At 72.1% G+C, this 24,387-nt stretch carries 18 protein-coding genes; 6 read left to right on the forward strand and 12 right to left on the reverse strand.

All coding sequences use genetic code 11. The annotated features are described in order from the left end of the window. Window positions 1–7 precede the first annotated feature (7 nt). Entirely contained in the window at window positions 8–1,891 is a 1,884-nt protein-coding gene (locus NR798_RS42675) for a chloride channel protein (protein WP_375768348.1), read from the reverse strand. Next, complete coding sequence (locus tag NR798_RS42680; protein ID WP_375768349.1) at window positions 1,878–2,432, reverse strand: MarR family winged helix-turn-helix transcriptional regulator; 555 nt, start codon at window positions 2,430–2,432, stop codon at window positions 1,878–1,880. Before NR798_RS42680 ends, NR798_RS42675 begins: the two co-directional genes overlap by 14 nt. 171 nt (window positions 2,433–2,603) lie before the next feature. On the opposite strand from NR798_RS42680, the gene NR798_RS42685 reads away from it, so the two are divergent. From NR798_RS42685 to NR798_RS42695, 3 genes are all read left to right on the forward strand, one after another. Beyond that, window positions 2,604–3,344: a hypothetical protein gene (locus tag NR798_RS42685; RefSeq protein WP_375773912.1), complete on the forward strand. Its 741-nt coding sequence runs from the start codon at window positions 2,604–2,606 to the stop codon at window positions 3,342–3,344. Beyond that, on the forward strand, window positions 3,341–3,922 hold the full coding sequence (locus tag NR798_RS42690) for a hypothetical protein (protein ID WP_375768350.1): 582 nt from the start codon (window positions 3,341–3,343) through the stop codon (window positions 3,920–3,922). Before NR798_RS42685 ends, NR798_RS42690 begins: the two co-directional genes overlap by 4 nt. A 125-nt stretch (window positions 3,923–4,047) precedes the next feature. Continuing rightward, entirely contained in the window at window positions 4,048–4,803 is a 756-nt protein-coding gene (locus NR798_RS42695; RefSeq protein WP_375768351.1) for a hypothetical protein, read from the forward strand. Here NR798_RS42695 and NR798_RS42700 read toward each other — a convergent pair. From NR798_RS42700 to NR798_RS42725, 6 genes are all read right to left on the reverse strand, one after another. Further along, window positions 4,778–5,461 carry a hypothetical protein gene (locus NR798_RS42700; protein WP_375768352.1) on the reverse strand — a complete coding sequence of 228 codons (684 nt, stop codon included), beginning with the start codon at window positions 5,459–5,461 and terminating at the stop codon, window positions 4,778–4,780. The two genes, NR798_RS42695 and NR798_RS42700, sit on opposite strands and share 26 nt — an antisense overlap. A 40-nt stretch (window positions 5,462–5,501) precedes the next feature. After that, the gene (locus tag NR798_RS42705) at window positions 5,502–6,635 is read right to left on the reverse strand and encodes a hypothetical protein (RefSeq protein WP_375768353.1); all 1,134 of its coding nucleotides are present in this window, start codon (window positions 6,633–6,635) and stop codon (window positions 5,502–5,504) included. Next, window positions 6,632–7,915 (reverse strand): MFS transporter, encoded by a 1,284-nt coding sequence (locus tag NR798_RS42710; RefSeq protein WP_375768354.1) that lies wholly within the window; start codon window positions 7,913–7,915, stop codon window positions 6,632–6,634. Before NR798_RS42710 ends, NR798_RS42705 begins: the two co-directional genes overlap by 4 nt. A gap of 81 nt (window positions 7,916–7,996) precedes the next feature. Further along, window positions 7,997–8,569, reverse strand: coding sequence for a HutD family protein (locus NR798_RS42715; protein ID WP_375768355.1), 573 nt, complete (start codon window positions 8,567–8,569; stop codon window positions 7,997–7,999). Between the two features lie 312 nt (window positions 8,570–8,881). Further along, a complete protein-coding gene (locus NR798_RS42720) occupies window positions 8,882–9,664 on the reverse strand; it encodes a hypothetical protein (protein WP_375768356.1) in 783 nt (260 codons plus the stop codon). A 187-nt stretch (window positions 9,665–9,851) separates the two neighbouring features. Beyond that, window positions 9,852–11,852, reverse strand: coding sequence for a hypothetical protein (locus tag NR798_RS42725; protein ID WP_375768357.1), 2,001 nt, complete (start codon window positions 11,850–11,852; stop codon window positions 9,852–9,854). 89 nt (window positions 11,853–11,941) lie between these two features. Between NR798_RS42725 and NR798_RS42730 the strand changes: the two genes are divergently transcribed. After that, a complete protein-coding gene (locus NR798_RS42730) occupies window positions 11,942–12,742 on the forward strand; it encodes a DUF5131 family protein (RefSeq protein ID WP_375768358.1) in 801 nt (266 codons plus the stop codon). A 38-nt stretch (window positions 12,743–12,780) separates the two neighbouring features. Then, window positions 12,781–15,336 carry a M1 family metallopeptidase gene (locus NR798_RS42735; protein WP_375768359.1) on the forward strand — a complete coding sequence of 852 codons (2,556 nt, stop codon included), beginning with the start codon at window positions 12,781–12,783 and terminating at the stop codon, window positions 15,334–15,336. A 139-nt stretch (window positions 15,337–15,475) separates the two neighbouring features. On the opposite strand, the gene NR798_RS42740 is transcribed toward NR798_RS42735, so the two are convergent. The 4 genes from NR798_RS42740 to NR798_RS42755 form a co-directional block, all read right to left on the reverse strand. After that, window positions 15,476–16,588 carry a hypothetical protein gene (locus NR798_RS42740; protein ID WP_375768360.1) on the reverse strand — a complete coding sequence of 371 codons (1,113 nt, stop codon included), beginning with the start codon at window positions 16,586–16,588 and terminating at the stop codon, window positions 15,476–15,478. Window positions 16,589–16,651: 63 nt separating this feature from the next. Then, window positions 16,652–19,750, reverse strand: coding sequence for an Ig-like domain-containing protein (locus tag NR798_RS42745; RefSeq protein ID WP_375768361.1), 3,099 nt, complete (start codon window positions 19,748–19,750; stop codon window positions 16,652–16,654). Between the two features lie 99 nt (window positions 19,751–19,849). Beyond that, entirely contained in the window at window positions 19,850–21,487 is a 1,638-nt protein-coding gene (locus NR798_RS42750) for a serine/threonine-protein kinase (protein ID WP_375768362.1), read from the reverse strand. 15 nt (window positions 21,488–21,502) lie between these two features. Continuing rightward, complete coding sequence (locus tag NR798_RS42755) at window positions 21,503–22,570, reverse strand: DUF2804 domain-containing protein (RefSeq protein WP_375768363.1); 1,068 nt, start codon at window positions 22,568–22,570, stop codon at window positions 21,503–21,505. Window positions 22,571–22,811: 241 nt separating this feature from the next. On the opposite strand from NR798_RS42755, the gene NR798_RS42760 reads away from it, so the two are divergent. Further along, the gene (locus NR798_RS42760) at window positions 22,812–24,383 is read left to right on the forward strand and encodes an SDR family NAD(P)-dependent oxidoreductase (protein WP_375768364.1); all 1,572 of its coding nucleotides are present in this window, start codon (window positions 22,812–22,814) and stop codon (window positions 24,381–24,383) included. The last annotated feature ends 4 nt before the right edge of the window (window positions 24,384–24,387 follow it).

The raw sequence follows: 24,387 nt of genomic DNA on the forward strand, positions 1-24,387 counted from the left end.
CCCTCCCTCATGCCGGCGTGGAGGCCCGGGGCCTCGGGCCGCCTCCGATTCCCTGCTCGGCCTGGTGCGCCTCCTCCAGCCGGCGCCGGTGCGCGGCCAGCAAGTCGCTCCGCGTGAGGATGCCCACCACCGTCCACGGCGCCTCGCGCTTCACCACCGGCAGCCGCCCCACGTCCTCGCGCACCATGTGATCCGCCGCCTCGCGCAGGGTGCTGTCCTCGAAGACGACCGCCGGGGGCCTGCGGACGAGCTCCCGCACGCGCCGGCCCTCCACCGCCTCGCCCTCCAGCAACTCCCGCCGGGTGACGACGCCCACCAGCCTCCCCGCGCCGTCCACCACCGGGAAGCCCTGGTGCCGGGTGCCCGTGCCGTCCCCCGCCAGCCAGGCCCGCGCCTGGACCACGGTGTCCTCCGCCGCGAGCGTCACCACCGGCCGCAGCCCGTGCGCCGACACCAGCGTGTTGGCGAGCACGTCCGCCGCGTACTCCATGGGCACCCGCGCCCCGCGCCGCGCCAGCTTCTCCGTCATGATGGAGTGACGCATGAGCAGCGAGGAGACGAGGTACGACGCCGCGCAGCCTCCCAGCAGCGGCAGCAGGCCCAGGGGCTGGCGCGTCGTCTCGAAGGCGAACACCACCGAGGCCAGCAGCGCGCGCGAGGCCCCGGCGAAGATGGCCGCCATGCCCACCAGCGCGGCGATGCGCACGTCCACGCCCAGCCCCGGCACCAGCCACACCGCCAGCGCACCCAGCGCCGAGCCCACCCCACCGCCAATGGTGAAGAGCGGCGCCAGCGTGCCGCCCGAGGTGCCGCTGCCCAGCGCGATGGACCAGGAGGTGAACTTCAGCAGGCAGAAGACGAGCGCCGCCGTGCCCACGAAGCGGCCGGAGATGATGTCCTCGATGTTGGAGTAGCCCACCCCCAGCGTGCGCGGCTCGAACCAGCCCACCACACCCACGGCGATGGCCCCGAGCGCCGGCCACCACATCCAGTGCAGGGGCAGCTTCTCGAAGACGTCCTCGATCCAGTAGACGGCCCGCGTGGCGAGCACCGACGCCACGCCGATGAGCGCGCCCATGCCGATGTAGAAGGCCAGCGCGCCCCCGCCCGGCGCCGCCACGTCCGGCATGTCGAAGGCCGGCGCGCCGCCCACGAAGGCCATGCGCACCGCCGTGGCCGTGCAGGTGGCCAGCGCCACCGGGATGACCGAGCGCGGGCGGAACTCGAAGAGCAGCAGCTCGATGGCCAGCAGCACCGCGGACACGGGCGCGCCGAAGGTGGCCGCCATGCCCGCTCCGGCGCCCGCCGCCAGCAGCACCTTGCGCTCGTCCGCCGTCACCTTCAGCACCTGCCCCAGCAACGAGCCCAGCGCCCCGCCCGTGGCGATGATGGGGCCCTCGGCGCCGAACGGCCCTCCCGTGCCGATGGCCACCGCCGACGACAGCGGCTTGAGGAAGGTGATCCGCGGAGGAATCCGGCTGCGGTTGAGCAGCACCTGCTCCATGGCCTCGGGGATGCCGTGGCCGCGGATGGCCTTGGAGCCATAGCGCGCCATCACCCCCACCACGAGCGCGCCGAGCACGGGGATGACCAGCACCCAGAGCCCCCGCGTGTGCTCCGCCGGCGACACCTCATGGAGGGACACCCGGCCGAAGAAGGCCACGTTCGTGATGAGCGCGATGAGCTTGCCGAGCACCTGGGCCACCAGCCCCGCGCCGATGGCCAGCAGGATGCTCAGGCCGCAGATGAACACCAGGCGCCGATCCACCGGCTGCGCGGCCAGCGGCGCGCGCGGCTCGTTCTCCAGCGTGGGCCCCATGGAGGGGGCAACCGGGAGGGACTCCCTGTCGCCGGTGCCCTCGGACACCGAGATGAGCTCAGGCTTCTTCATGCTGTCGTTTCCCCTGGCGCCGCCGTGAGGGCGCCTCGTCCTCGAAAAAGAGCGGAGCGGTCTCCGCGTCCAGCCCCAGCCCACGCACCAGCGCGGTGAGCCCCCCGGCGAGCGCGGCCCGCTGAGCGGGCTCCAGCTCGCGCAACCCGGCGATGAGCTGCACCTGGGCCATGGGCGGCGCCGTGCGCAACAGCTCCCGGCCCTCGGGCGCTAGGGAGACCTCCACCCGCCTCCCGTCCTCCTCCGACGGCCGGCGCGACACCAGCCCCCGCTCGATGAGCCGGCTCACCACCACCGACACCGAGCTCTGGTGCGTGAAGGTGCGCTCGGCCAGCGCGTTGATGGAGCAGGGGCCCGCCTCGGCGAGCTGCTGGAGCACGAAGAGCTGCGCGCCGCTGATGCCCACGAGCCCCTCGGAGGCCCGGGCCGAGACGCGCAACAGGCGCACGAGCCGCCGGATGCCGTCCAGGATGGCCCGCACGTCCTCCGTCTCCGCCGGGGGCGTCCCCGCGCGCGCCCGCCGATTTGTATGGGAGCCCATATAATTGTCCGAATACGCCCCGCCGGGGCCCCTCGCAAGTCCTTCCTCCCTCCATGGCCGCCCGTGCTCCGGACGGGCGGCTTCCACCGGACACGGGAATCCGCACGGGCAGTACGTGTGACAGGCCCCTCGCGGGCGAGGTACACCTGCGCCCTCCCCTTCTCTCCAGGAGTGAGTGGGTTGATACCTCGACACACCTTCCCCCGTCCGAGCCGCCTCGCCGCGGCCGGGCTCGTCCTCTGGGCACTTGGCGCCCTTCCCGGGTCCTCCGAGGCCCATGCCTTCAACCCTGCCGGCAACGCGCGGCTGCTCGCCTCCGACGAGGCCGCCGCCATCAAGAAGCCCGTCATCGGCCTGCAGCGCGCGGCGCTCCCGCTGGCGCTGGGCTTCGCGCTGGACACCTCCGTCCTGGCCGACGCGGCGCTCGCCCCCAACCTGGGCCTGCGCTGGGCGCTGGAGGCCGGTCCCCACCGCTTCGTCGTCGGCGCGCGCTACACGAAGTTCCTCGGCAACCAGGTGCTCTCCGACTTCGTCGCCACGCAGCAGCCGGCGGTGAAGAAGTTCGAGATCGACTTCCAGGGGCCCAGCGCCTACGCGCTCTACGGCCTGCAGCTCGGCCCGGTGCTGATGCAGGCCGAGGTGCGCCACTGGCGCTACCAGTCGGCCACCACCACCGCCTCGGGCGCCCTGGTGGTCAACTTCGCGGGCAACTGGTCCGTGGTGGGGGAGTTCGGCGTGCGCCTCCAGGAGGGCTACCCCCTGCGCGGCGCCGCCGGCCTGCGCTACGCCGGAGACAACTTCGGCTTCTCGCTCGGCGCCGCCTACGTGGACGTCTCCGAGCCCCTGGTGCCCTTCAACGAAGGCCGCTTCCCCATCCTCCCCGCCTTGGACCTGTCCTGGACCTTCCGATGAGACGCTCCTTCCTCTCGCTGCTCTGCCCGTTGCTGCTCACCGCGTGCTCCGCCGAGCTGGCCGTGGACACGCCGCCCCAGTCGGTCGCCATCCCCGTCACCTCGGCGCTCCGGCCCGTCTACGTCGAGGTCGCCGTCGACATGCCCGAGGAGACGCAGGGCCTCGACGTCAACGTGAAGGAGATCACCGCCGATCTCACCGTGTTCAACCCCTCCAAGGCGTTCACGCTGAAGTCCTCCGCGCGGCTGTCGCTGGTGGGCACGGCCACGCCGGACAGGCCCATCATCTACGGCGACAACAACCCGCCCTCCTACTACGCCAGCGCCGAGGAGCTGCTGCCCCAGAAGGACTTCCCGCCGAACTCGCGCACGCCGGTGAACGTCAACTCGCCCACGCTGCGCAACGCCATCGGCAAGGAGCGCATCTGGATCATCGTCAGCAACACGGTGACGGAGGCGGGCGTCGGCAACCCGCTGGAGCTGCCCCTGGAGCTGCGGCTGGAGGACATGGTCCTGCACGCCGTCATCTCCAAGCCCTTCGAGGGCCTGGAGGGCGCGCTGGGCCCCAGCGGGCTGTAGGAGCAGGACGAAGTGCGAGAGCCGGGCCCGAGACCCGCCCGGACCCGGCTCTCAGCGGTGACGACCGGTGCATTCCTAGCGCACCGGTCTGACAAGTCCCGGCGGCCCGAGTAGGCTCGGGGACGGTGCTCCTGCTCACGTTCCCCGTCCTCGCCACCGCCTCCCTCGTGCTGGCCCAGGCTCCCTCCGAGGCCCAGGCCGACCTCGCCCGCGCCCGCGAGTTCGCTGGCGCCCTGCGCTACGAGGAGGCCGTCGTCGAATACCAGCGCTACCTCGGCCACCCGGACCGGCCCTCCGCCGAGCGCGCCCAGGCCCTGCTGGAGCTCGGCTTCATCCACCTGCTGCTGGAGGATCCGGTGAACGCCGAGCAGCGCACCACCGAGGCGCTGGAGCTGGATGCCTGGGTGCGGCCGCCCTCGGACGCGCCCCAGAAGCAGAAGGATCTGGTGGAGCGGGTGCGCGCGATGCTCGCCGCGCGGCCGAAGCTGGAGGTGCTGCCGCGCGAGGACGCGGGCCGGCCCCAGGTGGTGCGCGCCAGCTTGAAGGATCCGCAGGAGAAGGCCAGCGAGGTGCTGCTGCGCCACGCGCCCGTGCCCGGCGGCCCCTACCGCGCCACGCCCATGGTGTGCCAGGACGGCACGTGCGAGGGCGAGCTGCCCGCCCCCCGCCGGACGGCCTCCTTCACCGCCTGGTACTTCGTCGAGGCGCTCGACACCCAGGGCAACACGGTGGCGCGGGCGGCCAACCCGCTGGCCCCGCTGCAGCTCTCGGTCATCGAGCAGAAGCCCTGGTACGACAGCCCGTGGGTGTACGCGGGAGGCGCGGCGCTGGTGGTGGGCGCGGCGACGGTCTTCTTCATCGCCTCCGACCCGCGGAAGTAGGCCGCCGGGGCGCGGGGAGCGCGAGGGAGCGGTACACCTTCGACTCGGAGAAGGTGGGGATGTCCGTGGGGCGCTGGCTCCACCAGTTCATCACCAGCGTCACCCGCAGGCGCGAGGTGCCCGGCAGCTTCCCGGTGGGAATCTGGTTGTCGGCATCCAGCACGCCGTGGGTGAGGTCTCCCCGGAAGTAGACGAAGCGGTTGGGCCTGGGCGCGGCGAGATCGAACGCGTCCGTGTCGGGGGCGAGGGAGGGGTTGTCCTCGCAGGGCAAGGCCTGGGTGACCGCGAGGGCCCCCCCGCGGACGCTGTTCATGAAGAGCAGGGAGGTGAAGCGCGGGTGGACGAGCGGGCCGCCGCGCAGGGCGAGCTTCTCGTCGCGGTCCTGGTGGAAGTCCACCTGAACGTCGGTGGTGCGCATGCGCGAGAGCCACCACTCGACGCCCGCAAGGCCCCGGCGCAGCGGCACGCGCGGACGCAGCGCGAGGATGACCTGCTCGATGACGTTGGTGGGCTCGCCGAGCTCGAACCAGAAGGTGGTCTGGTAGGTCTGACGGAGACGCTCGGTGCCCAGGGCGCGGACCTTGCGCCACAGGCGGGAGAAGTCCGCGTCGGGCAGGGCGTGGTCGTGGATGTGGACGAGGGGGGCTCGAGGCGGCATGGCGGGGCGCGACTCTACGCCAACCGGGGCAGTGGAGACGTCAGTAGGCCCAGAGTCCAATCACGAATCCGTGCGTCACCCGGTGGTTGAGCCACAGGGTGAGCAGCGCCACGGACCAGCGCAGCCAGGCCGGCCGTTCGGAGATCCAATCTCCCAGCCAGAACAGCATGGGGAAGAGCACCGCGCCGAAGCGGAACGCATTGAGGAAGTCTCCCTGCGGGAGCATCACGGCCAGCGACAGCACCCCGTAGACGAAGAGCGGCCGGCTCCGGCGGAACCACGCCACCGAGGCCACGAAGAGCAGGGCGACGAAGACGCCCCGCAGGAGCGACCACCCACGTGGCACCTGTCCGGGGTTGCCGTACCAGAGGGTGCGCAGCGCGCTCCACGCGGAGTCGACATAGCCCCAGTGAGACTGGGCATGCACGTGCGCGAGGGGATCTCCGGACGCGAGCCACTCGAAGACCATCAACCCCCCGTACGCCGCGAGCGACAGGGCGCCCAGGCCCGCGAAGCGGACGAACCTCTGCCCCGCCTCCGCGCGCTCGGCCAGCAGGAGTGCCGCCGCCACCGCCACGAACACCCCCTGGTTGCGCGTCAGCACGCACAGTCCCGCGAAGAGCGCCGTCCACCAGAACCGGCCCGTCCAGGCGGAGGCGAGCGCACCAAAGGACAGCACCAGGAACAGCGCCTCGGTGTGGTGCGAGTGCAGGGCGAAGCTGGCCGGACTGAAGAGGAAGAAGAACCACCCCCACAGGGTGCGGGGCGCGAGCGGAGACGCACGCACGCGGAGGACGAAGGCCAGCAGCAGGGCCGTGGACAGCGCGCAGCCCAGCACCTGCGGCGGCACCGAGCCCCCGACGAGCGCGTGCATGAGCCCCACCGTCCACGGATAGAGCGGCAGGAACGCCCAGAGCGGCGAGACATAGCCCTGCGTCACCAGGGTGCTGTAGTGGGCCGAGTCCCAGCGCTCGAGGCCCTGGAGCAGCGGAAAACCCCGGTGGAACGCGGTCCACGCCCACAGACCGAAGTGGTGCACCAGCATGAGCGCCGAGAGCCCCAACACGGCCCGGAGCTCCGGGCGCGTCCCCACCGCCACTGGCGCGGAGCCCGGGTTCCCCTCGGCCCCCGATGGCATCGCCTCCACCCGCCCAGCGGCCGTGCGCGGGCTCATGAAGCCGTGCTGGCGGCCTCGGCCCCGGCGTCCTCGGGCAGGGGCTGGCGGGCCGCCTCCTCCAGGTGGTCCACCCGCCGCAGCTCGGGGAAGGCCCAGGCCCACAGCGCCACCACCACCAGCGTCCCCACCGCGCCCGCCACCACCGCGGGCACCGCGCCCACGTGCTCGGCGAAGGCACCGGCGCGGAACTCGCCCAGCTCGTTGGAGGCCCCCACGCACATCATGTTCACCGCGCCCACGCGGCCCCGCATCTCATCCGGCGTGGCCATCAGCTCCAACGTGCTGCGCACCACCACGCTCACCATGTCGGCGGCCCCCGCCACCGCCAGCGCCAGCACGGACAGCGGCAGCCAGCGGCTCACCCCGAAGACGAGCGTGGCCGCGCCGAAGATGGCCACCGAGACGAACATCTTCCACCCGGCCCGCCCTCCCAGGGGACGCATGGCGAGCAGCACGGCCACCAGCGCCGCACCCGCCGCCGGTGCACTGCGCAGCAGCCCCAGGCCCCACGGCCCGGTGTGCAGCACGTCGCGCGCGTAGATGGGCAGCAGCGCCACCGCTCCGCCCAGCAGCACCGCGAACAGGTCCAGGGTGATGCTGCCCAGCAGCAGCCGCTGCCGGCGCACGAACCGGAACCCCGCCAGGAGCGTGGACATGGAGAACGCCTCGTTGGAGGCGCGGCCCGTCCTCACCTTCAGGGAGAGGATCCACACCACGGTGAGCGCGCACAGCGCGGCCGAGCCGATATAGGAGCCGGTGGCGCCCGCCCATCCGTAGAGCACACCGCCCACGGCCGGACCGGCGATGGTGGCCACCTGCCACGTGGTGGAGTTGACGGCGATGGCGCGCGAGAGGTCCTCGGGGGGCACCAGGTGGGCGGTGATGGCGGAGCCCGCGGGCGAGTAGAAGGCGCGCGCGGTGCCGAAGAGCACCAGCACGCCGTAGACGAACCGCACGTCCTGGATGTGGCCCAGGGAGAAGGTGAGCAGCAACAGGCTGCACAGCAGCATGACGCCCTGGCACACCGCGAGGATGATGCGCCGGTCCACGCGATCGGCCACCTGGCCGCCAATCAGGCTGAAGGCGAGGAAGGGCAGGAACTGCGCCAGCCCCGTGTAACCGAGGGCCAGGGCGCTGCCAGTCATCTCGTACACCTGCCAGCCGATGGCCACGGACTCGATCTGCACGGCGAGCACCGCGCACAGGCGCGCCAGCTGGTAGAGGCGGAAGTCACGATGACGGAAGACGGAGGGAACGGAGGCGGCCGGAGAAGACATGCTGGAGCGCGGCTCTAACGCAGGCCCCGCCCTCTCGCCAGCAACACCGTGAGCAGGCGGACGGGTGAGCGATAGGCGCGCTCATGGAGCGGGCGAGCGCAGATGGATGGCGGACACGACGGCGCCCTCGTCGCTCCGCAGCGACAGGGACTCGGGGGCGTCCAGCCAGAGCGTCTCCTCCACGGCCAGCGGCGTCCCGGCCACCGCCACGTGGCCCTCCAGGACATGCAGCAGCACGGTCCTCGCACCGGCGAGCGTACGTGTTTCCCCGGGGGCAAGCTGAACCACCTCGAGCGAGCCCCGGGCCACGGCCCGGTCCACCATGAGGTTGAAGTCCCGCACCGAACCGCCGAGCAACCGGCACTGGATCTCCGCCTCGCCCGGGAACGCGAACGGCTGCCAGCGCCGGTCGAGCACCACATCCCGCTCCCCATGGATGGTCAGCACCACTCCGGCGCCGTCCAGGATCATCAGGGTCCGGTCCACGCCCGGGAACACGGAGAAGGGCCCGGATGCGCCGACGGTGGCAATGGACAGGCGCGCCAGGAAGCGGGCCGGGTCGGACGGATGAGGGAGCTTCAGCAGCTCGCGAGTGACCCCACCTCCGTTCTTCCAGGGCATGTCGCGGTAGTCGGCGGGTCCGAGTCGTCTCATCATCCGTTCGTGTCTCCCAAGGGCCAGCTACGGCATGCGCAGGCAGGCCGCAGAGTGACAGGGATACTCATCCCAGTGGAGTGTCCGGCAGATTCTTGGACATCATCACGAAGCGACGTGAGGGACAGCTTCCGCGCCCGAGCTCGAGCAACTGGTCCGACAGTCGGACCAGTTGGAGCACCGCGCGCCCGGAAGGTCACCCCGATCGAGTTGCCAGGCATCTCGGCGGGGCATCGCAGATGAGGCCCCGCCATGACGCGGGGACACCTCTGCGGGGCGGGAGAACACAAGAGGACCTGCGCGCCGGGCGGACTACTCCTGGATGGATTGCGGCGGGCGCGGAGACCGCTCACCCACCACCACGTAACACCTACCCTTGTACTCGGCCGTGTCTTCACAGGGCGGACGCTTGGTCGTTTCCACCCAGCAGCCGCCGTTGATCTCCACCTCGCCCTGCCGGGGCCTGCACGGCGGTTTGGCCTGATTCGAGTAGGGCTTGTCGGCCATGGGGAAGGCGATAGCGGCCAGGACGGTACTGTCCCCGTTGACCACACTCATTTCGGGAAGCGCAGTGTGGGCCGTACCATTCCCGGCGAGGGCCATCCGGTCGTCACCCTCGGGCGCCGGAGTACGCCACCAGAAAGCAGCGGCCACCGCCACCATGGCGAGCCCCGTGACGGCCAGCGGCCACCGGGAACGCAGCAGCCGGCGCGCGCGCCCGGTCCACCTGCGCCACGGCCCGATCGGTCCGTGAGTCAGATGGGTGCGAACCTCGACCCTCTCCTCCAAGCGTTCCACCGCGGAGGTCAGCAGGTCGAGCATGGCCGACAGCTCCGGCACCTTGCCCGTGGAGGGCGCGTGCTCCACCACCAGCGCGAGATGGGGAGGCGCCAGATGAGAGGAGACCCGGACCCGCCACGCCTCGGTGGGCTCCGAGTCCGCGCCCTGGCCCGGCATCACCACCACGGCGGGCTCGCCCGTGTGAACGTCGTGGGACTCGTAGACGCGGCCCAGGTCCGCCCCGATGTCCTTGTACCGCCGGCCGAGGTGGAACGCCCCCAGCCGTCCACCCTTCCACGATGCCTTGTCCGCCATGCGCGGTCACCTCCTGCCCGTCCCTCTACCACTTCTCACGGCGGCAGGCAGCGCATGATTCGTCGAGTCACCTCCAGGAGGAGGACCCCTCCGGGCCCGGTGCCGCAAAAGTTGTCCAACAGTTGGACAAGTTCGTGAAGAGCGCGGCCGGAAGGTGCGCCCCCAGGGCTTCTGGTTCGAGCGCGGCTCAGGCCTCCCGGGCCCTGCGTCCCGGGCGCAACCACAGCACCACCAGCACGCCCAGGCTCACGAGCGCCACCGTCAGCCCCGTGCGGAAGGAGCCCGGGCGATAGCGCAGTTCCACCCGCCGCTCGTCCCCGCGCAGCGCGATGGCGCGCAGACCCTCGGCCTCGAGCACGGGCACCGGCTGCCCATCCGCTTCCGCCTCCCACCCGGGGAACCATGCATCCCGCACCGTGAGCCGCTGCCCTCCCCGCGGAAGCACGAAGGCCAGCCGCGAGGGCGTGTCCACCTCGGGCTCCACCTCCAGCCGCTCCCCGCCCGACTCCAGCACCGCCCGCCCCGGCCGTCCCAGCCTCAGCGCCAGGTAGCTCCCGTTCTGGAAGAGAACCTCTCCCGGGTACGCCGCGCGCTTCGCCTCGTCGTCGATGACCACCACCGCCGCCCCCAGCAGCGCCGCCGCCCGCTCCGGCTCCTCGCGCACCAGCCGCTTCACATACGCGGGCGCGGGCACCACGAAGCCCTCGAGCGCCGCGAAGCCTCCCGCCATGTTCGCGTTGGGCACGCCCACCTCGCACGCCTCCGCCCGGTGCGCGACGTCCACCCGTCCCCAGTCGATGTCATAGGCCACGCGGCCCTCGGGCCGGAACGCGGGAGACGGACGGCACGGCGCTCCTCCGCTCCGGTTCGCCAGCGTCCCCACGCCCTGCTGGAACACCGCGCACTCGAGGACGATGACGGCCGCCACCGCCCACCCGCGCCTCCCCGGCGCCAGCCGCCGCGAGGCCAGCAGCGCGCCCCCCACCAGCCCCACCCACGCCAGGCTCACCGCCCAGCCCGCGCCCGCCTCCGCCACCGCGAGCGCACACGCGCCCAGCAGGCACACCATGGCGAACACCGCCCCCGGCCGCCGCGTGGTGGCCGGCCTCCCCCGCTCCCACGCGGAGAACCCCGAGGCCAGCGCCAACGCCAGCAGCACCGGCAGCGGCGAGAGGAACTTGATGGGAAAGCGGAACAGGCCCGCGCCCGGCACCCAGCGGTGCAGCACCGTAAAGAGCCCTCCCGCGTCCCCGAGCGCCAGCAGCACGAGCACCCCGCACACCCCCGCGAGCCGCTTGCGCCGCCACAGCCCGAAGGCCGCCAGCAGCAGGATGCTCGCGCCCACGAAGAGCACCGACTGGAAGCTCTGCGCGCCGGAGCGGTCCGCGCCGAAGCGGACGAAGGGCAGCGCCAGGTCCAACACCTCGGCCGGAGACAGGGCGAAGCTCGTGGCCTCGCCCGTGCCAATCCCCGTGCCCCGGTCCGAGCGCACGAGCAGCTCCAGGAACGGAATCCACGTGGCGGCGGACAGCCCGGCCCCGAGCCCCACCGCGCCCACCGTCCACCGCGTGCGCTTCCAGAGGCACCCCGCGAGCCCCACCAGCGCGAGCAGCGTCAGCTCGGGAGAGCCCGCGAGCACGCTGCACGCCACCAGCACCCCCAGCCCCACCATGCCGCGCCGGGTGGGACGTCGCGCCAGGAGCCGCCCCGAGCCCCACACCCAGGGCACCCAACTCAGCCCGCACAGCATGTTCGGGTGGGCGTAGTGCTCGACGGCCAGGGGACTGAGGCCCGCGGCGAGTCCGGCCAGCACGGCCGCGCGGCGGCTCGCCCCCGAGTAGCGCGCCAGCCGCCACGTCCCCAGCCCCAACCACACCAGGTGCGCGAAGAGGAACGGGCCCAGGACGCGCTCGGGCGGCGCGAGGAGGAAAAGCAGGCTCGGCGGGTAGAGCACCTGCGTCTGCAGCTCGGCCAGGAACGGGTGGCCCGCGAGCAGCAGCGGGTTCCACAGCGGCAGCGCGCCCTGTAGCAACTGCTCGCGCAGGAAGGAGGCGTTGGGCAGGAAGAGGAAGAGGATGTCCGGCGAAACCGGCTGCCGCACGAGCATCGTCCCGTGGCTGATGAGCAGGGCCAGCACCACGGTGGCGCAGGCCAGCGGCACGGCGCAGGCACGGAACGAAGAGGACATCGCGCCCGGAGACGCTAGCACGGAGGGCGAGCGGCCATCCGGCACCGTGAGCCTCGCCCGCCGTCCGGCCCTAGAGAAAAGGGGCCGCCATGGAGCTCATCCCCTTCACCTTCAATCCCTGGTGGGGCTGCACCCGCGTCAGCCCCGGTTGCGACCACTGCTATGCCGAGCGCATCGACCTGCGCGCGGGAGGCGGGCACTGGGGCAAGGGAGCGCCCCGCCGTACCTTCGGAGACAAGTACTGGGCCCGGCCCCTGCAATGGGAGAAGGCCGCGGCCCGGAGCGGCGAGCGCGCGCGGGTGCTCTGCGCGTCCATGGCGGACGTGTTCGACGCCGAGGCCCCCGAGGGCGCCCTGGAGCGGCTCTGGGTCCTCATCCGCCGCACGCCCCACCTCGACTGGCTGGTGCTCACCAAGCGCCCCGCCCGCATCGCGCGCGGCCTGCCCCCGGACTGGGGCGGCGGCTATCCCAACGTGTGGCTCGGGGCCACGGTGGAGGATCAGACGCTGGCGGCGCAGCGCATCCCCGTGCTGCTCGACGTCCCCGCCCGGCTGCGCTTCCTGTGCTGTGAGCCCCTGCTCGGGCCCGTGGACCTCGGTCCCTGGCTGCCCGCGCTCGATTGGATCATCGCGGGCGGGGAGAGCGGCCCCGGAGCCCGCCCGGTGCACCCCGACTGGGTGCGCGGCCTGCGCGATCAGTGCCTCGCCGCCGGGGTGCCCTTCTTCTTCAAGCAGTGGGGGGCCGCCCGCCCCGGCCATGTCCTCGACGGGCGCCTCTGGGAGCAGCTCCCCCCCGCCCCACCCGTCACGAGGCCAACGAATCCCGGAAAAACCCCCGGGTCCGAGCCGTCACCCGGTGGACGCCAGACGCACGACGCCCTCACTCATTGACGGGCGCCCGCTTGCACTCCCGCTAGAGTCGGCCCCCTATGGCGCACGTAACCGACGACAAGAACTTCCGGCTCCCCCTCTCCATCCGTCCCAAGCGGTACGCGGCGACGGTGACGCTCGACATGGAGGCCAAGAGCTTCACCGGCCAGCAGACCATCGAGCTGGAGCTGGAGAAGCCCTCCAACGAGCTCATCCTCCACGCCATCGCGCTGCAGCTCGGCGAGGTGACCTTCCGGGGTGGCAACGGCAAGAGCCTCAAGCCCACCGCCATCCAGCCCGTGCAGGTCAGCGAGACGGTGGTGCTGCGCTTCGGCGAGCAGCTGCCCGCGGGCGCGGCGACGCTGGACGTGGCGTGGACGGGCCGCTTCACCGAGGGCCTCCGGGGCCTGTACGCGGCGGGCAAGGTGGCGGCGACGCAGTTCGAGGCGGCAGACGCGCGCCGGCTCTTCCCGTGCTTCGACGAGCCGGCCTTCAAGGCGCGCTGGGCGCTCACGGTGCGGGTGCCTCCGGGGCTGACGACGCTGGCCAACGGCGCGCTGCTCAAGGACGAAGAGGACGGCAAGCTGCGCAAGCTGACCTTCGCGGAGACGGAGGTGCTCAGCTCGTACCTGGTGGCGCTGGTGTGCGGCCCGCTGGTGGGCACGCCCGAGGAGAAGGTGCAGGGCATTCCGGTGCGCACGTGGGCGCTGCCGGAGAAGGCGCACCTGACGCGCTTCGGCCAGGACGCGGCGCTGGCGGCGCTGCCCCGGCTGCAGGACTACTTCGGGCTGCCCTACGCCTTCGGCAAGGTGGACCAGGTGGGCATCCCCGACTTCGAGGCCGGCGCCATGGAGAACGCGGGCCTCATCACCTACCGGGAGATCGCCCTGCTGCTGGACCCGGCCACCGCGCCGCTCTCCGTGCAGAAGCGCGTGGCCGAGGTGGTGACGCACGAGCTGGCGCACCAGTGGTTCGGCAACTGGGTGACGATGGTGTGGTGGGACGACCTCTGGCTCAACGAGGCCTTCGCCACGTGGATGGCGTACAAGATCGTCGACAGCTGGAAGCCGGACTGGCGCGTGTGGCTGGACTTCGACGCGGGCAAGGCGGCGGCGCTGCACCTGGACGCGCTGCGCTCGACGCACCCGGTGCGCGGCGAGGTGCGCAACGCCAACGAGGCCGGTGAGAGCTTCGATCTCATCACCTACGAGAAGGGCGGCGCGGTGCTGCGGATGATCGAAGGCTTCCTCGGCGAGGAGCCCTTCCGCGAGGGCATGCGCCAGTACATGCGCACGCACGCGCGCTCCAACGCGGTGGCGGATGACCTGTGGCGGGCGCTGGCCAACGCCTCGTCGCAGCCGGTGCTGGAGCTGGCCAACGCCTGGATTGGCCAGAGCGGCTACCCGCTGGTGTCGGTGTCGCTGGACGGCCGCACGGTGACCCTGTCGCAGCAGCGCTACTATTCGGAGCCGGGGGTGAAGAGCGGCGAGCGCTGGCCGGTGCCGATGGTGCTGCGCTACTCGGACGCGGGCGGGGTGCGCGAGCAGCGGGTGCTGCTGCGCGAGGCGCAGGCGAAGGTGACGCTGGAGGGCTCGGGCGAGGTGAAGTGGCTGTGCGCCAACGCGGGCTCCACGGGCTTCTACCGGGTGCAATACGACGCTCCGGCGCTGGAGCGGATCTCCGCGAGCGTCACGGCGCTGGCGCCCTCGGAGCGCATCTCGCTGCTGGCGGACCAGTGGGCGCTGGTGCGCAGCGGGCAGGCCCCGGTGGCGGCCTTCCTGGACCTTGCGGGCCGCTTCGGCAACGAGGAGGACGACGCCGTGCTGGACGAGCTGGTGAGCCGGCTGGCGTACGTGGAGGGCCGGCTGGTGGAGGGCGCGGAGCAGAAGCGCTTCCAGCAGTGGGTGGAGAAGCTCTTGGGGGCGGGGCTGAAGAAGCTCGGCTGGAACGCGGCGCCGGGGGAGTCGGACCGGGTGAAGCTGCGGCGCGCGGCGCTGGTGAGGGCCGTGGGCGGCGTGGCGCGCAGCGCGGAGGCGCTGGGCGAGGCAAGGCCCCGGGTGATGCGGATGCTGGATGGGGACAAGGGAGTGCTGGAGCCCAACCTGCTGGACGTGGCGGTGGCCATGGTGGCGCGCTCGGGAGACCGGGCGCTCTACGAGAAGCTGCTGGAGAAGATGCCGGGGGAGCCGGATCCGGCGACGCAGCGGCGCTACCTCATGGCGCTGACGTCCTTCGAGGACCCGGCGCTGGCCGACGCGGCGCAGAAGCTCTTCTTCACGGACAAGGTGAAGATGCAGGACGTGGCGAGCTTCGTGACGGGGCTGATGGGCAACCGGACGGGCCGGGACGCGTGGTGGGCGGAGATGCAGAAGCGCTGGCAGGACGTGCTCGGCAGGACGGGCCGGGCGCCGATGCTGCTGCGGCGGGTGGTGGAGTCGATGGGAGCGCTGCGCGAGCGCAAGCAGCTCGACGAGGCGAGCAAGCTGCTGACGTCGAGTCCGGTGGAAGAGGCGAAGCAGGCCACGGAGCAGACGCTGGAGAAGCTGGCGCAGGACGTGGCGTTGCGAGAGCGCGCCATGCCCGAGGTGAGCGCCTGGCTGAAGCGCCAGCCGTAGCGCCGCCCCCGCGCTGAACCCTCACCCCACCGGCTCACAACCCACTGAGTCACAACCCCTCTCCCCCTGGGAGAGGAGCCCCCCGTCGTTCAAAGGGGGGGCAAGCCCCCCGGGGTGAGGGTGCCCGGTCCCCGGGTTCCTACCCCTGGAGATCCACGTCCGGAGCCGGCTCCTGCTGCTCCGCGTTCTCCCCGCCGCCGCGCATCAGCAGCGTGAGGTGGCGCACGATGGCGGCATCGACGGCGAGCAGGCCCGGGAGGAAGAACCAGGGCCCGAAGGCGTAGGCGCTCATATTGAGCACGAACCACATCGTGAGCCAGATGGCGGCGAGGATGAGCAGGAGGGGGTGGAAGGCGGACAGGCCGCGGTGGCGCACGGCGGAGCACGCGAGCAGCAGCAGCGTGAACAGCGTGTACGTCGAGAGCGGCATATCCCCGCCGGACAGGCCCGGGACCTGGAGGGTGCCCCGCGTCCACGGGAACAGGAGCGAGAAGGTGCAGACGACGACGCCCGCCACCACCCAGCGGTGCAGGCGGGGACCGAAGCTCCCCTCGGCACCGTCCGTCTCCTCGTCCCTGTCCGCGAAGTAGCGCCAGCCCTGCTCGTAGCCGAGCACCCCGCCGGCCAGCAGCCACACCAGCGAGATGGGGCCGAGGCCCAGCATCAGCACGGCGTACGTGCAGATGAGCAGGGCGAAGGTCTGCGCGATGCCGGGGTGGCGCGTGTCCCGGGGGAGGCTCGCGAGCGACGGCGGCAGGGGGCGGACGGGAGGCATGCCCGGCTCCTGGGCCTCGGGCTGGCTGATGATGCGCCACTCGTTCACGGCGACGAGCGCGGCCCACGGCAGCACCACCAGGACGCCCCAGCCAAGGCCCGGCACGGCCGGAATCACCGAGAGCAGCAGGCCCAGCCCCACGAGCCCCAGGCCGAGCAGCGTCAGCGAGCCGCCCGGCAGGTGCGAGCGCAAGCGCGGGTCATCCAACACGCCGCGGAAGACGGCGCCCATCTGCCCGGCCACGCCGAGCACGGGGACGGACACCTTGGCGAGCAGCTCCTCCAGCCGCGCGAGGGGCGAGGGAGGCGGTGGCTCCTGCCACGCGGAGTCATCGTTGTAGCCGTAGTCCCCCTCGCCCGCGCCGTAGTCCGCGGAGCCGGCATTGAGCTGGCTGTCGGGGACTTCCTGGCCACACTCGGGACAGAAGTACTGCACTTCATCGCCAAAGGGGTGGCCACAGCTCGAGCAGGAGTTCATGGGGGGGATCCGAAGCGGGGCCCCCAGTCTAGGCCAGGGGCGGCCCGTGGCGGTACAGCCCCCCTACTCGTAGGCGGCGGCGTAGACGAGGTTGCTGGAGAAACCTCCGCCGTTGTCCCGGTACCACACCGTCATCGCCGAGCCCGTACCGTTCGCTCGGACCCTCGGCCGCTTGGAGGTGCCGCCGTGGTACGGCTCCAGCTCCACCACCGAGCTGATGGCGGTGGCCCCCTCGGGGTAACGGGCCGCGAACACCTGGTCGATGCCATACGTGTTCTCCACCCAGACGAGGTGGAAGTTGCCCTGCCCGTCCGACGCCACCGAGGGCTGGCTGGCCATCCGGGTCCCCAGCGAGATGGAGCGCCACCCCTCCTTCGGGACGAAGCGCGAGACGGAGAGGAACCAAAAGCCCGTGCTGGCCTCCGGCCGGGTCCAGACGGCCATCGCACGGCCCCACCGGTCCATGGCGAGGCCCGGGTCATCCCCTCCCGGAGGCGCCTCGCCCAGCCGGGTGGCCACCGTGCTCCAGCCCTCGCCGGGGACGTAGCGGGTGGAGAGCAGGGAGGGGCCCACGCTGGCTTCCGAGGAGCCCCGGAACAAGAGGAACGCCGAGCCATTCGCGCTCAGGGCGGCGGACACCGAGGAACCTTCACCCGAGGCGGCAGCCTGCTCCGGCGGCGTCCACCCCGAGCCGGGGACATAGCGGCTGGCGCGCACGCGCACGGTGCCTCCAGAGTCCGGCTGCAGCCACGCCGCCACCGCCCGCCCGGAGCCCTCCAGCGCCAGGGCCGGCACCGTGGTAGCTCCCGCGTCCGTCTCCAGCAGCAGGGGCGCGCCCCAACCTCCGCCCTTCACCAGACGCGCGGCCCAGAGGCTCTCGGCCGTCCCGTCCGACTGCTTCCACACGACGAGCGCGTTGCCCTCCGCGTCCACACCTACCCGCGGCGTGCTCACCGGCTCGTCCCGCGTCTCCAGCAGGCGCGGCTCGCCCCAGCCCGTGCCGGGGGTGTACTCGGCCGCGTACAGGTCCACCCTCGCCCCGTGCAGCTCCCACACGGCCACGCCGAAGCCGGCCTCGTTCACCGCCACCGCCGGGTGCTCCACATCCCCCGGGTGCACGGTGTCCAGCTCGCGCCCCGGCTCCCAGCCCGCGTAGGGCGTGGAGCGGCTGGCGAAGGGGCGCAAGGCGCCACTGGAAGTCCCCTGCACCCAGACGGCCAGCGCATGGCCCTGCCCGTCCACCGCCACGTCCGGGAAGAGCCCGGGCCGCACCGAGCGCACCTCGCGCGGCGCCTGCCACACGCGGCCCCGCGTCGTGAAGGAGAGGCTCACGGGCGTCGTCATCACCCGTCCGGCCGTGTCCTTCACCGTGGCCGCCAGCGTCGCGTGCACCGTCTCGCGGTAGGGCAGCGGGCGGACGGGGGTGAAGGCACAGCTCGTCGCCGAGGCGGTACAGGCCACCGTCGTCTCCACGGGCGAGCCATTCACCTCCAGCGTGAAGCTGCCGGGCGTGAGGCTGGCGGCGTCCACCGGCTCGTTGAAGGTGAAGCGCACGGGCCCCAGGATGTCCACCTCCGACGAGCCCGACAGGGGCGTGGTGCCCGACACGGCGGGCGGCGACAGGTCCACCCGGAAGCCATCGGACGCCACATAGGGGCTCCAGTTCCCCGCCCCGTCCTTCGCCCGGACACAGTGGTAGTAGGCCGTGTTGTCGGCGAGCGAGAGCCCGGTGAGCCGCGCGGTGCTCTGCGTCGTGGTGCGAGGATCCGGCAGGCCGGGCTGGTACCCGGCGCAGATGGGGACCGTGGAGAGGTAGTGCTCGTACTGGACGATGCCGTGCGCATCGGTGAAGCCCTCCCAGTGCGCCTCGACGACGTTGGCCACGAGCTGGTGGCGCAGGTCCTCTCCCGGGCCGTCCGACACCTTCACGCCCTCGAGCTCCGGCGGCACGTTGTCATGGACATAGGTGAGGGGCCCCACGCACGTGGAGCGGTTGCCCGCGAAGTCCTGGGTGGCCAGGTGCAAGGCCGTGGTGCTGTTCTCCGGGACGGAGGTGGTCACGGTGAAGGTGCTGGAGAAGGAGCCGACCGACCCGGTGACGGCCGGGACTCCCGTACAGCCCCCGCTGGTGAAGAGGAGCACCCCCATCCCCGTCTGCGCGCTCCCCGACACGGAGATGGAGGTGTACGGGCCGGGCGAGGGGTACGAGAGCGACAACCCCGAGGGGGGCGAGGGCGGGGTGCTGTCCTCTTGGAAGCTCGTGCTCTCACAGTCACTGGTGTTGCCGACCGCGTCGGTGGCCCGGGCGCTGAAGTAGGCCGAGCTGTCGTCCCTCACGGAGAGCGTGACCTCGAAGCGCCCATCGGCGTCCAAGGGAACGGTGAGGAGCGCGGGGCTGGAGCAGTAGGCGTTGCCGAAGAAGTCGACGCGGGTGCCCGGCTCGGAACTGCCCGTGAGCACGGGAGCGTTGTGGTTGGCGGGGGACGCCGGGGTGTAGCCCAGGAACCGCACGTCGGAAGGCCGGGTGCCGTCATGCTCCACGGTGAAGCCCCCCGAGCACCCCGAGAGGTTGCCCGCCGCGTCCCGGGCACGGAGGAAGATCCGGTGGGTGGAGTTGGCCACCATCGGCACCTTGAGGGAGACGGTGCCCGAGTCATCCGCGCTGGCGTTGGCGAGCTCCGGCCCCGAGCAGTCCGCGCTGGCATGGGCGGCCACCCGGCTGCCGGGCTCCGCCGAGGCCCGCAGGGTGGGGACGGTGGCGTTGGTCAGCACGGGGTTGTCCGCGGCCCAGGAGGGCGCGTCGGGCGCGCGGCTGTCCTCCGTATAGACGAAGGGCGTGGAGCAGTCGGAGGAACGCTCGTCCTTCACCGCCCGGAGACTCAGGGTCGTGGAGGAGTCGTCCTCGACGGAGAGCTCGAACGCGGCGATCTCCGTCTCGTCCGCGACGGTTTGCAGGAGCATCGGCCCCGCGCAATCCGGCTGGGTGAAGACCTGGACGACGGTGCCCAGCGTGGCGCGAGCCCGCAGACGCGGGAGGTTGTCGTTGGCCACCGCCGGGTTCTCCTGCACCCAGGACGGAGCGGGAAGGCGCGAGCCTCCACACCCCACCGCCAGCAGTCCCACGCACAGCCCCACGGCCCATCGGCACATCGTCAGTCGCATGCGTCTTTCCCACGGGAGCGGTGGCGCCTGGCCCGCCACGTCCACCTGTCTCGCCGGAGGTATTGAGCCAGACCGGGCCGGGTGGATCCCCGCTCAGTCTCAGTAGCTCACCGTGCAGCCCTTGCCGTCGAAGACGACGAACGCGCGGCGCTCGGGGAGTACCTTCACCTCGCAGCTCGACATCTTCCCGGAGGAGCTGAACTGCAGCGAGTAGCGGCCCGCGTTCCAGCGCCGCCGGTCGACCGGGAGCTCCTCGAACTCGCCCCCGGGCAGCTTCACCTTCGCCTGGACTCCCGAGGCCGGGCCGATGCGCAGCGCGCCCACGCCCGACAACACCTCTTCGGCGGGTGCCGGAGCGGGAGCCGAGGCCGTCACCGCGTGGGCCGGCTCCCGGTGGCGCTTGGAGTCACGCTTCGGGCGAGTCACCGCGGCCACCGGAGTGCTCGGCGGCTCCGGCCGGACCTCGGGGACGGGCTCCACCGCGAGGGGCTCGGAGGGCGGAGCGGGCTCGGGGGCAGCAGCAACGGGCGCGGGCGCGGGCGCCTCGGCGACGGCCGTGGGAGGCGCGGGCACGGGGGCGGGCGTGGCCACCGCGGGCACGGGCGCGGGCGGCTTCACGGGCGCGGGCTGCTGGCGCGAGAGCACGAAGGCGCCTCCCGCGAGCGAGAGCGCCAGGCCCACCACCACGCCCGCCACGGGGGCCCACACCTTGCGGCCTCCCAGGAGGCCACGGGCCGCCGGAGCACGCGAGGCCGTCACGACCGCGGGCGCACCGGCCGCACTGCCCCGGGCCGCCCGGCGCGGGCTCGTCTTCGAAACGGAGACAGCCTCACCCTCGGCCCGCACGTAGCCCGTGAGCGAGCCGGGGCCCACGGGCAGGCCGGCCGCGAAGGCCACCGACTCCAGCTCCTCGCGCATGGTGCGCGCGTCGGGGTAGCGCTCCTCGGGCTTCACGCGCATGGCGCGCTCCACCACGGAGACGAAGCCGCGCGGCAGCTCCGGGCACACGCGCGAGAGCGGCTCCCAGTCGCCCCGCACCAGCGCGGTGTTGCGCGAGATGAGGGTGGGGTACGCGTCCAGCGGGCCCACGCCCGCGGCGAGCTGGTACAGGGTGACGCCCAGCGAGAAGAGATCGCTCCGCCCGTCGAGCAGCTTGCCCTTGGCCTGCTCCGGCGAGAAGTAGCCCGCCTTGCCCTTGGTGGTGCCGGCGCGGGTGAGGTTGCGGTTGGTGGCCGCCTTGGCGATGCCGAAGTCGATGAGCTTGAGCGTACCGCCGGCCGAGAGCATCAGGTTCTGCGGCGACACGTCCCGGTGCACCAGGTTGGGCCGCTCGTGCACGGCCTCGAGCGCCGCGCAGGTGGCGATGCCCACCGCCAGCAGCGCCTCGTCCGTGAAACGCTCGCCGCGCTGGCGCAGCGTGCTCTCCACCTCGGTGAGCGACACGCCGGCCACCAGCTCCATGGCCATGTAGAGCAGCCCCTCCGCCTCGCCCACCTCGTAGATGTGGACGATGTGGGGATGGCTGAGGGTGCAGGCGGTGCGCGCCTCGTCGAGGAACATCTCGCGGAAGTCCTCGGACTCCGAGTACTCCGGACGGATGACCTTCAGCGCGACGGGGCGGACGATGCCCCCGGTGAGGGCCTGCTCGGCGCGATAGACCTCGGCCATGCCGCCCTGGGCGAGAAGGCGGATGACGCGGTAACGGCCAACGGTGGTCCCAGGCTCGATGGAGGACAAGGCCCCCCGAGCCTATCACCACAGCATGTCTTGATCCTCGGTGACGCCGGGCACCCCGGACAGCCGGTGCGTCTGGCCCCCCACCCGCACCGTGCCCTCGAAGAGGCCGAGCGGCTGGGCGAAGTGGCTCACCACCACCTTGAAGTCGTGGTCCTCCCGGTGGACGTAGAGGGGCTGGAAGCGCAGATCCACCGCCCCGTCGTCCGTCCGGATGCGCCAGGGGCTCATCAGCTCGCGGCGGTCGTACTCGAAGCGCGCCCGGCCCAGCGGGTAGAGCCGCTGCCCCAGCCAGAGGGCGTTCTCGTTGATGCCGGTGCTCTCGTTGAAGCCCTCGACGAGGTTGATGCCGACCGGCGTGCCGTCCGCCAGCCTGCCCGCCAGGAAGGCCCACCGCCAGGCGGTGTGCCGCGCGAGGTAGCCCTGGGTGTAGTCGGTGCCGCCCACCCCGCCGTCCATCCGGAAGCGCTTGCCGCCCGCCTCGAGGCTGCCGAAGGACAGCATGCCGCAGCGCTTCTGGGTGACGTTGACGAAGCCATCGCCTTCCACGGGGGCAATCACCGTGAGCGCCGGAGGGCCCCCGGCCACGAGCAGATCTCCATTCCACTGGAAGGACTGGAGGCTGCCGGTGCGCAGCCGGCTCACATCCACCTGGAGGTGGTAGCGCTCGTCGTCCTCGCCGCGGCGCGCCGTGAGCCGCCCGCCGAGGGTGCGGAACGAGGCCGTCAGCCCCGCGCCGGGCTTGTCGCCCACCTCGGCCAGTGGACCGGGGGCGCCGAGGAAGCTCACGTCACAGAGGGGACGCTGCTCCTTGAGGTCCAGCGCCACGGCGAAGGCGTTGGCCGAGTACCCCACGTCCACCACCGCGAAGAGCGCGAGCACCTCGGGCGTGGCGGCCAGGGTGTAGTGCCAGCGTTTGCGTTTGAGCAGCCTGGCGGGAGCCGCGGCGGGAGCCCACCGGCCCTTGAGCCGGGAGAGATCCACCTCGGGCAGCTCGCCCTGGTAGGTGCCGAATCGGGGTTCACCGGACGCCGTGGCCACGGAGGCCGGCGCCGGAAGGAGACTCAGTTCTCGCTCCGGTGTCATTTCATGCCCAGGGTGGGCCTTCTCCTTCCCATCTGCCACCCGGCCCCCGGGTACGACGGATCACTCGCGCACAGAACGAGGCCCGGAGTGTGCTGGGGTGGACCTTACCGGTGGAGTAGAGGCCTCGCGTTCCGTGAGAACCCCGGCGGGTGCCTGGCCGCACGGCCCCCCTCCTGCCCGTCCGGCCCGGCCCCGCCATGACCCTTTTCTCCCGCCGCCTCGGCAGGTATGCACCGGTGCGATGAAGAACGCCGAGCAAGCCCAGCTGCCCCCGTCCACGGAGCCCCAGTCCGCCTTGTCGCTGGAGGAGGTGCACCAGGTCACGCGCCTCCTCGAGGCGATGGCCGAGCACCGCATCCTGCTGAACGGCGTCCCCGAGTCGGATCGCAAGGCCTTGCTGGCCGCGGCCGGCCGCCTGGTGCACCCGAATCGCGACGAGAAGTCGCGGCTCCAGAAGGCGCTGAGGCGCGAGCGCAAGGAGACGAAGCGCGAGCACGACCGCGTCATCCGTGCGACGACGGAGATCCGCTCGCTGCGCCGCTCCCCCGTGTTCACCGCGCCGCAACTGCCGCCGCCGCCGCCCTCGGAGCAGGGGCCGGAGCGGCTCCTCGAGGTTCCTCGCCGCTGCTACGTCTGCAAGGCGGAGTACCGCAAGCTGCACTTCTTCTACGACACGCTGTGCTGCGAGTGCGGGGACTTCAACTACGCGAAGCGGACCCAGCGGGCGCCGCTGTCCGGCAAGGTCGCGCTCATCACCGGCGCGCGCGTGAAGATCGGCTATCAGGCGTCGCTGATGCTGCTGCGCTCGGGCGCGCGCGTCATCGCCACCACGCGCTTTCCCCTGGACTCGGCGGAGCGCTACGCGCGCGAGCCCGACTTCGGGGACTGGTCGCACCGGCTGCACATCCATGGGCTGGACCTGCGGCACGCCCCCAGCGTCGAGCTGTTCGCGCGGCACATCGAGCAGGCGCACCACCGGCTGGACATCCTCATCAACAACGCGGCGCAGACCGTGCGCCGTCCGCCCGGCTTCTACGCGCACCTGCTGGCGGGCGAGCAGCGCCGCGTCGATGAGCTGCGCCCGGAGCTGCGCCCGCTGCTCGCAGGGCACGTGGAGTGCGTCGCGTCGGTGCAGCCCACCCTGGGCGCGGGCGGCGACCCCTCGTCGCTCATGCCCACGTGGCGCAGCAGTGATCCCGCCATCGGCATCCACTCGTCCGCGGCGCTGTCGCTGCTCCCCTACGCCCTCGAGCAGGAGGGCGACACGAGCGCCCTCTTCCCCCAGGGACGGCTGGACGCGGACCTGCAGCAGGTGGACCTGCGCGAGATGAACTCGTGGCGGATGAAGCTCGCGGACGTCTCGACGGCCGAGATGCTGGAGGTGCACCTGGTGAACGCGGTGGCGCCCTTCATCCTGTGCGGCAAGCTCAAGCCGCTGATGCTGCGCGACCGCTCCTCGCCCGGCCACATCGTGAACGTGTCGGCGATGGAGGGCAGCTTCTCGCGCGGGACGAAGACGGACAAGCACCCCCACACGAACATGGCCAAGGCCGCGCTGAACATGATGACGCTGACCTCCGCGCCCGATTACGCGAAGGACAACATCTTCATGAACGCGGCGGACACCGGCTGGGTCACCGACGAGGACCCGGCGCAGCACTCCGAGCGCAAGCAGAACGAGCTCGACTTCCATCCGCCGCTGGACATCGTCGACGGCGCGGCCCGCGTGGTGGACCCCGTGATGACCTCGGAGAACACCCGCCAGTTCGTGTGGGGCAACTTCTTCAAGGACTACCGCCACACCCCGTGGTGACGGC

Origin of the sequence: Archangium gephyra, from assembly GCF_042230915.1 — a bacterium.
GTDB lineage: Bacteria > Myxococcota > Myxococcia > Myxococcales > Myxococcaceae > Archangium > Archangium gephyra_B.

What these genes read in the sequence shown, in the direction of transcription:
- NR798_RS42675 (WP_375768348.1), bottom strand. Translation starts at nt 1,891, where the DNA reads ATGAAGAAGCCTGAGCTCATCTCGGTGTCCGAGGGCACCGGCGACAGG.
- NR798_RS42680 (WP_375768349.1), bottom strand. Translation starts at nt 2,432, where the DNA reads ATGGGCTCCCATACAAATCGGCGGGCGCGCGCGGGGACGCCCCCGGCG.
- NR798_RS42690 (WP_375768350.1), top strand. Translation starts at nt 3,341, where the DNA reads ATGAGACGCTCCTTCCTCTCGCTGCTCTGCCCGTTGCTGCTCACCGCG.
- NR798_RS42700 (WP_375768352.1), bottom strand. Translation starts at nt 5,461, where the DNA reads ATGCCGCCTCGAGCCCCCCTCGTCCACATCCACGACCACGCCCTGCCC.
- NR798_RS42705 (WP_375768353.1), bottom strand. Translation starts at nt 6,635, where the DNA reads ATGAGCCCGCGCACGGCCGCTGGGCGGGTGGAGGCGATGCCATCGGGG.
- NR798_RS42710 (WP_375768354.1), bottom strand. Translation starts at nt 7,915, where the DNA reads ATGTCTTCTCCGGCCGCCTCCGTTCCCTCCGTCTTCCGTCATCGTGAC.
- NR798_RS42715 (WP_375768355.1), bottom strand. Translation starts at nt 8,569, where the DNA reads ATGAGACGACTCGGACCCGCCGACTACCGCGACATGCCCTGGAAGAAC.
- NR798_RS42720 (WP_375768356.1), bottom strand. Translation starts at nt 9,664, where the DNA reads ATGGCGGACAAGGCATCGTGGAAGGGTGGACGGCTGGGGGCGTTCCAC.
- NR798_RS42725 (WP_375768357.1), bottom strand. Translation starts at nt 11,852, where the DNA reads ATGTCCTCTTCGTTCCGTGCCTGCGCCGTGCCGCTGGCCTGCGCCACC.
- NR798_RS42730 (WP_375768358.1), top strand. Translation starts at nt 11,942, where the DNA reads ATGGAGCTCATCCCCTTCACCTTCAATCCCTGGTGGGGCTGCACCCGC.
- NR798_RS42735 (WP_375768359.1), top strand. Translation starts at nt 12,781, where the DNA reads ATGGCGCACGTAACCGACGACAAGAACTTCCGGCTCCCCCTCTCCATC.
- NR798_RS42740 (WP_375768360.1), bottom strand. Translation starts at nt 16,588, where the DNA reads ATGAACTCCTGCTCGAGCTGTGGCCACCCCTTTGGCGATGAAGTGCAG.
- NR798_RS42745 (WP_375768361.1), bottom strand. Translation starts at nt 19,750, where the DNA reads ATGCGACTGACGATGTGCCGATGGGCCGTGGGGCTGTGCGTGGGACTG.
- NR798_RS42755 (WP_375768363.1), bottom strand. Translation starts at nt 22,570, where the DNA reads ATGACACCGGAGCGAGAACTGAGTCTCCTTCCGGCGCCGGCCTCCGTG.
- NR798_RS42760 (WP_375768364.1), top strand. Translation starts at nt 22,812, where the DNA reads ATGAAGAACGCCGAGCAAGCCCAGCTGCCCCCGTCCACGGAGCCCCAG.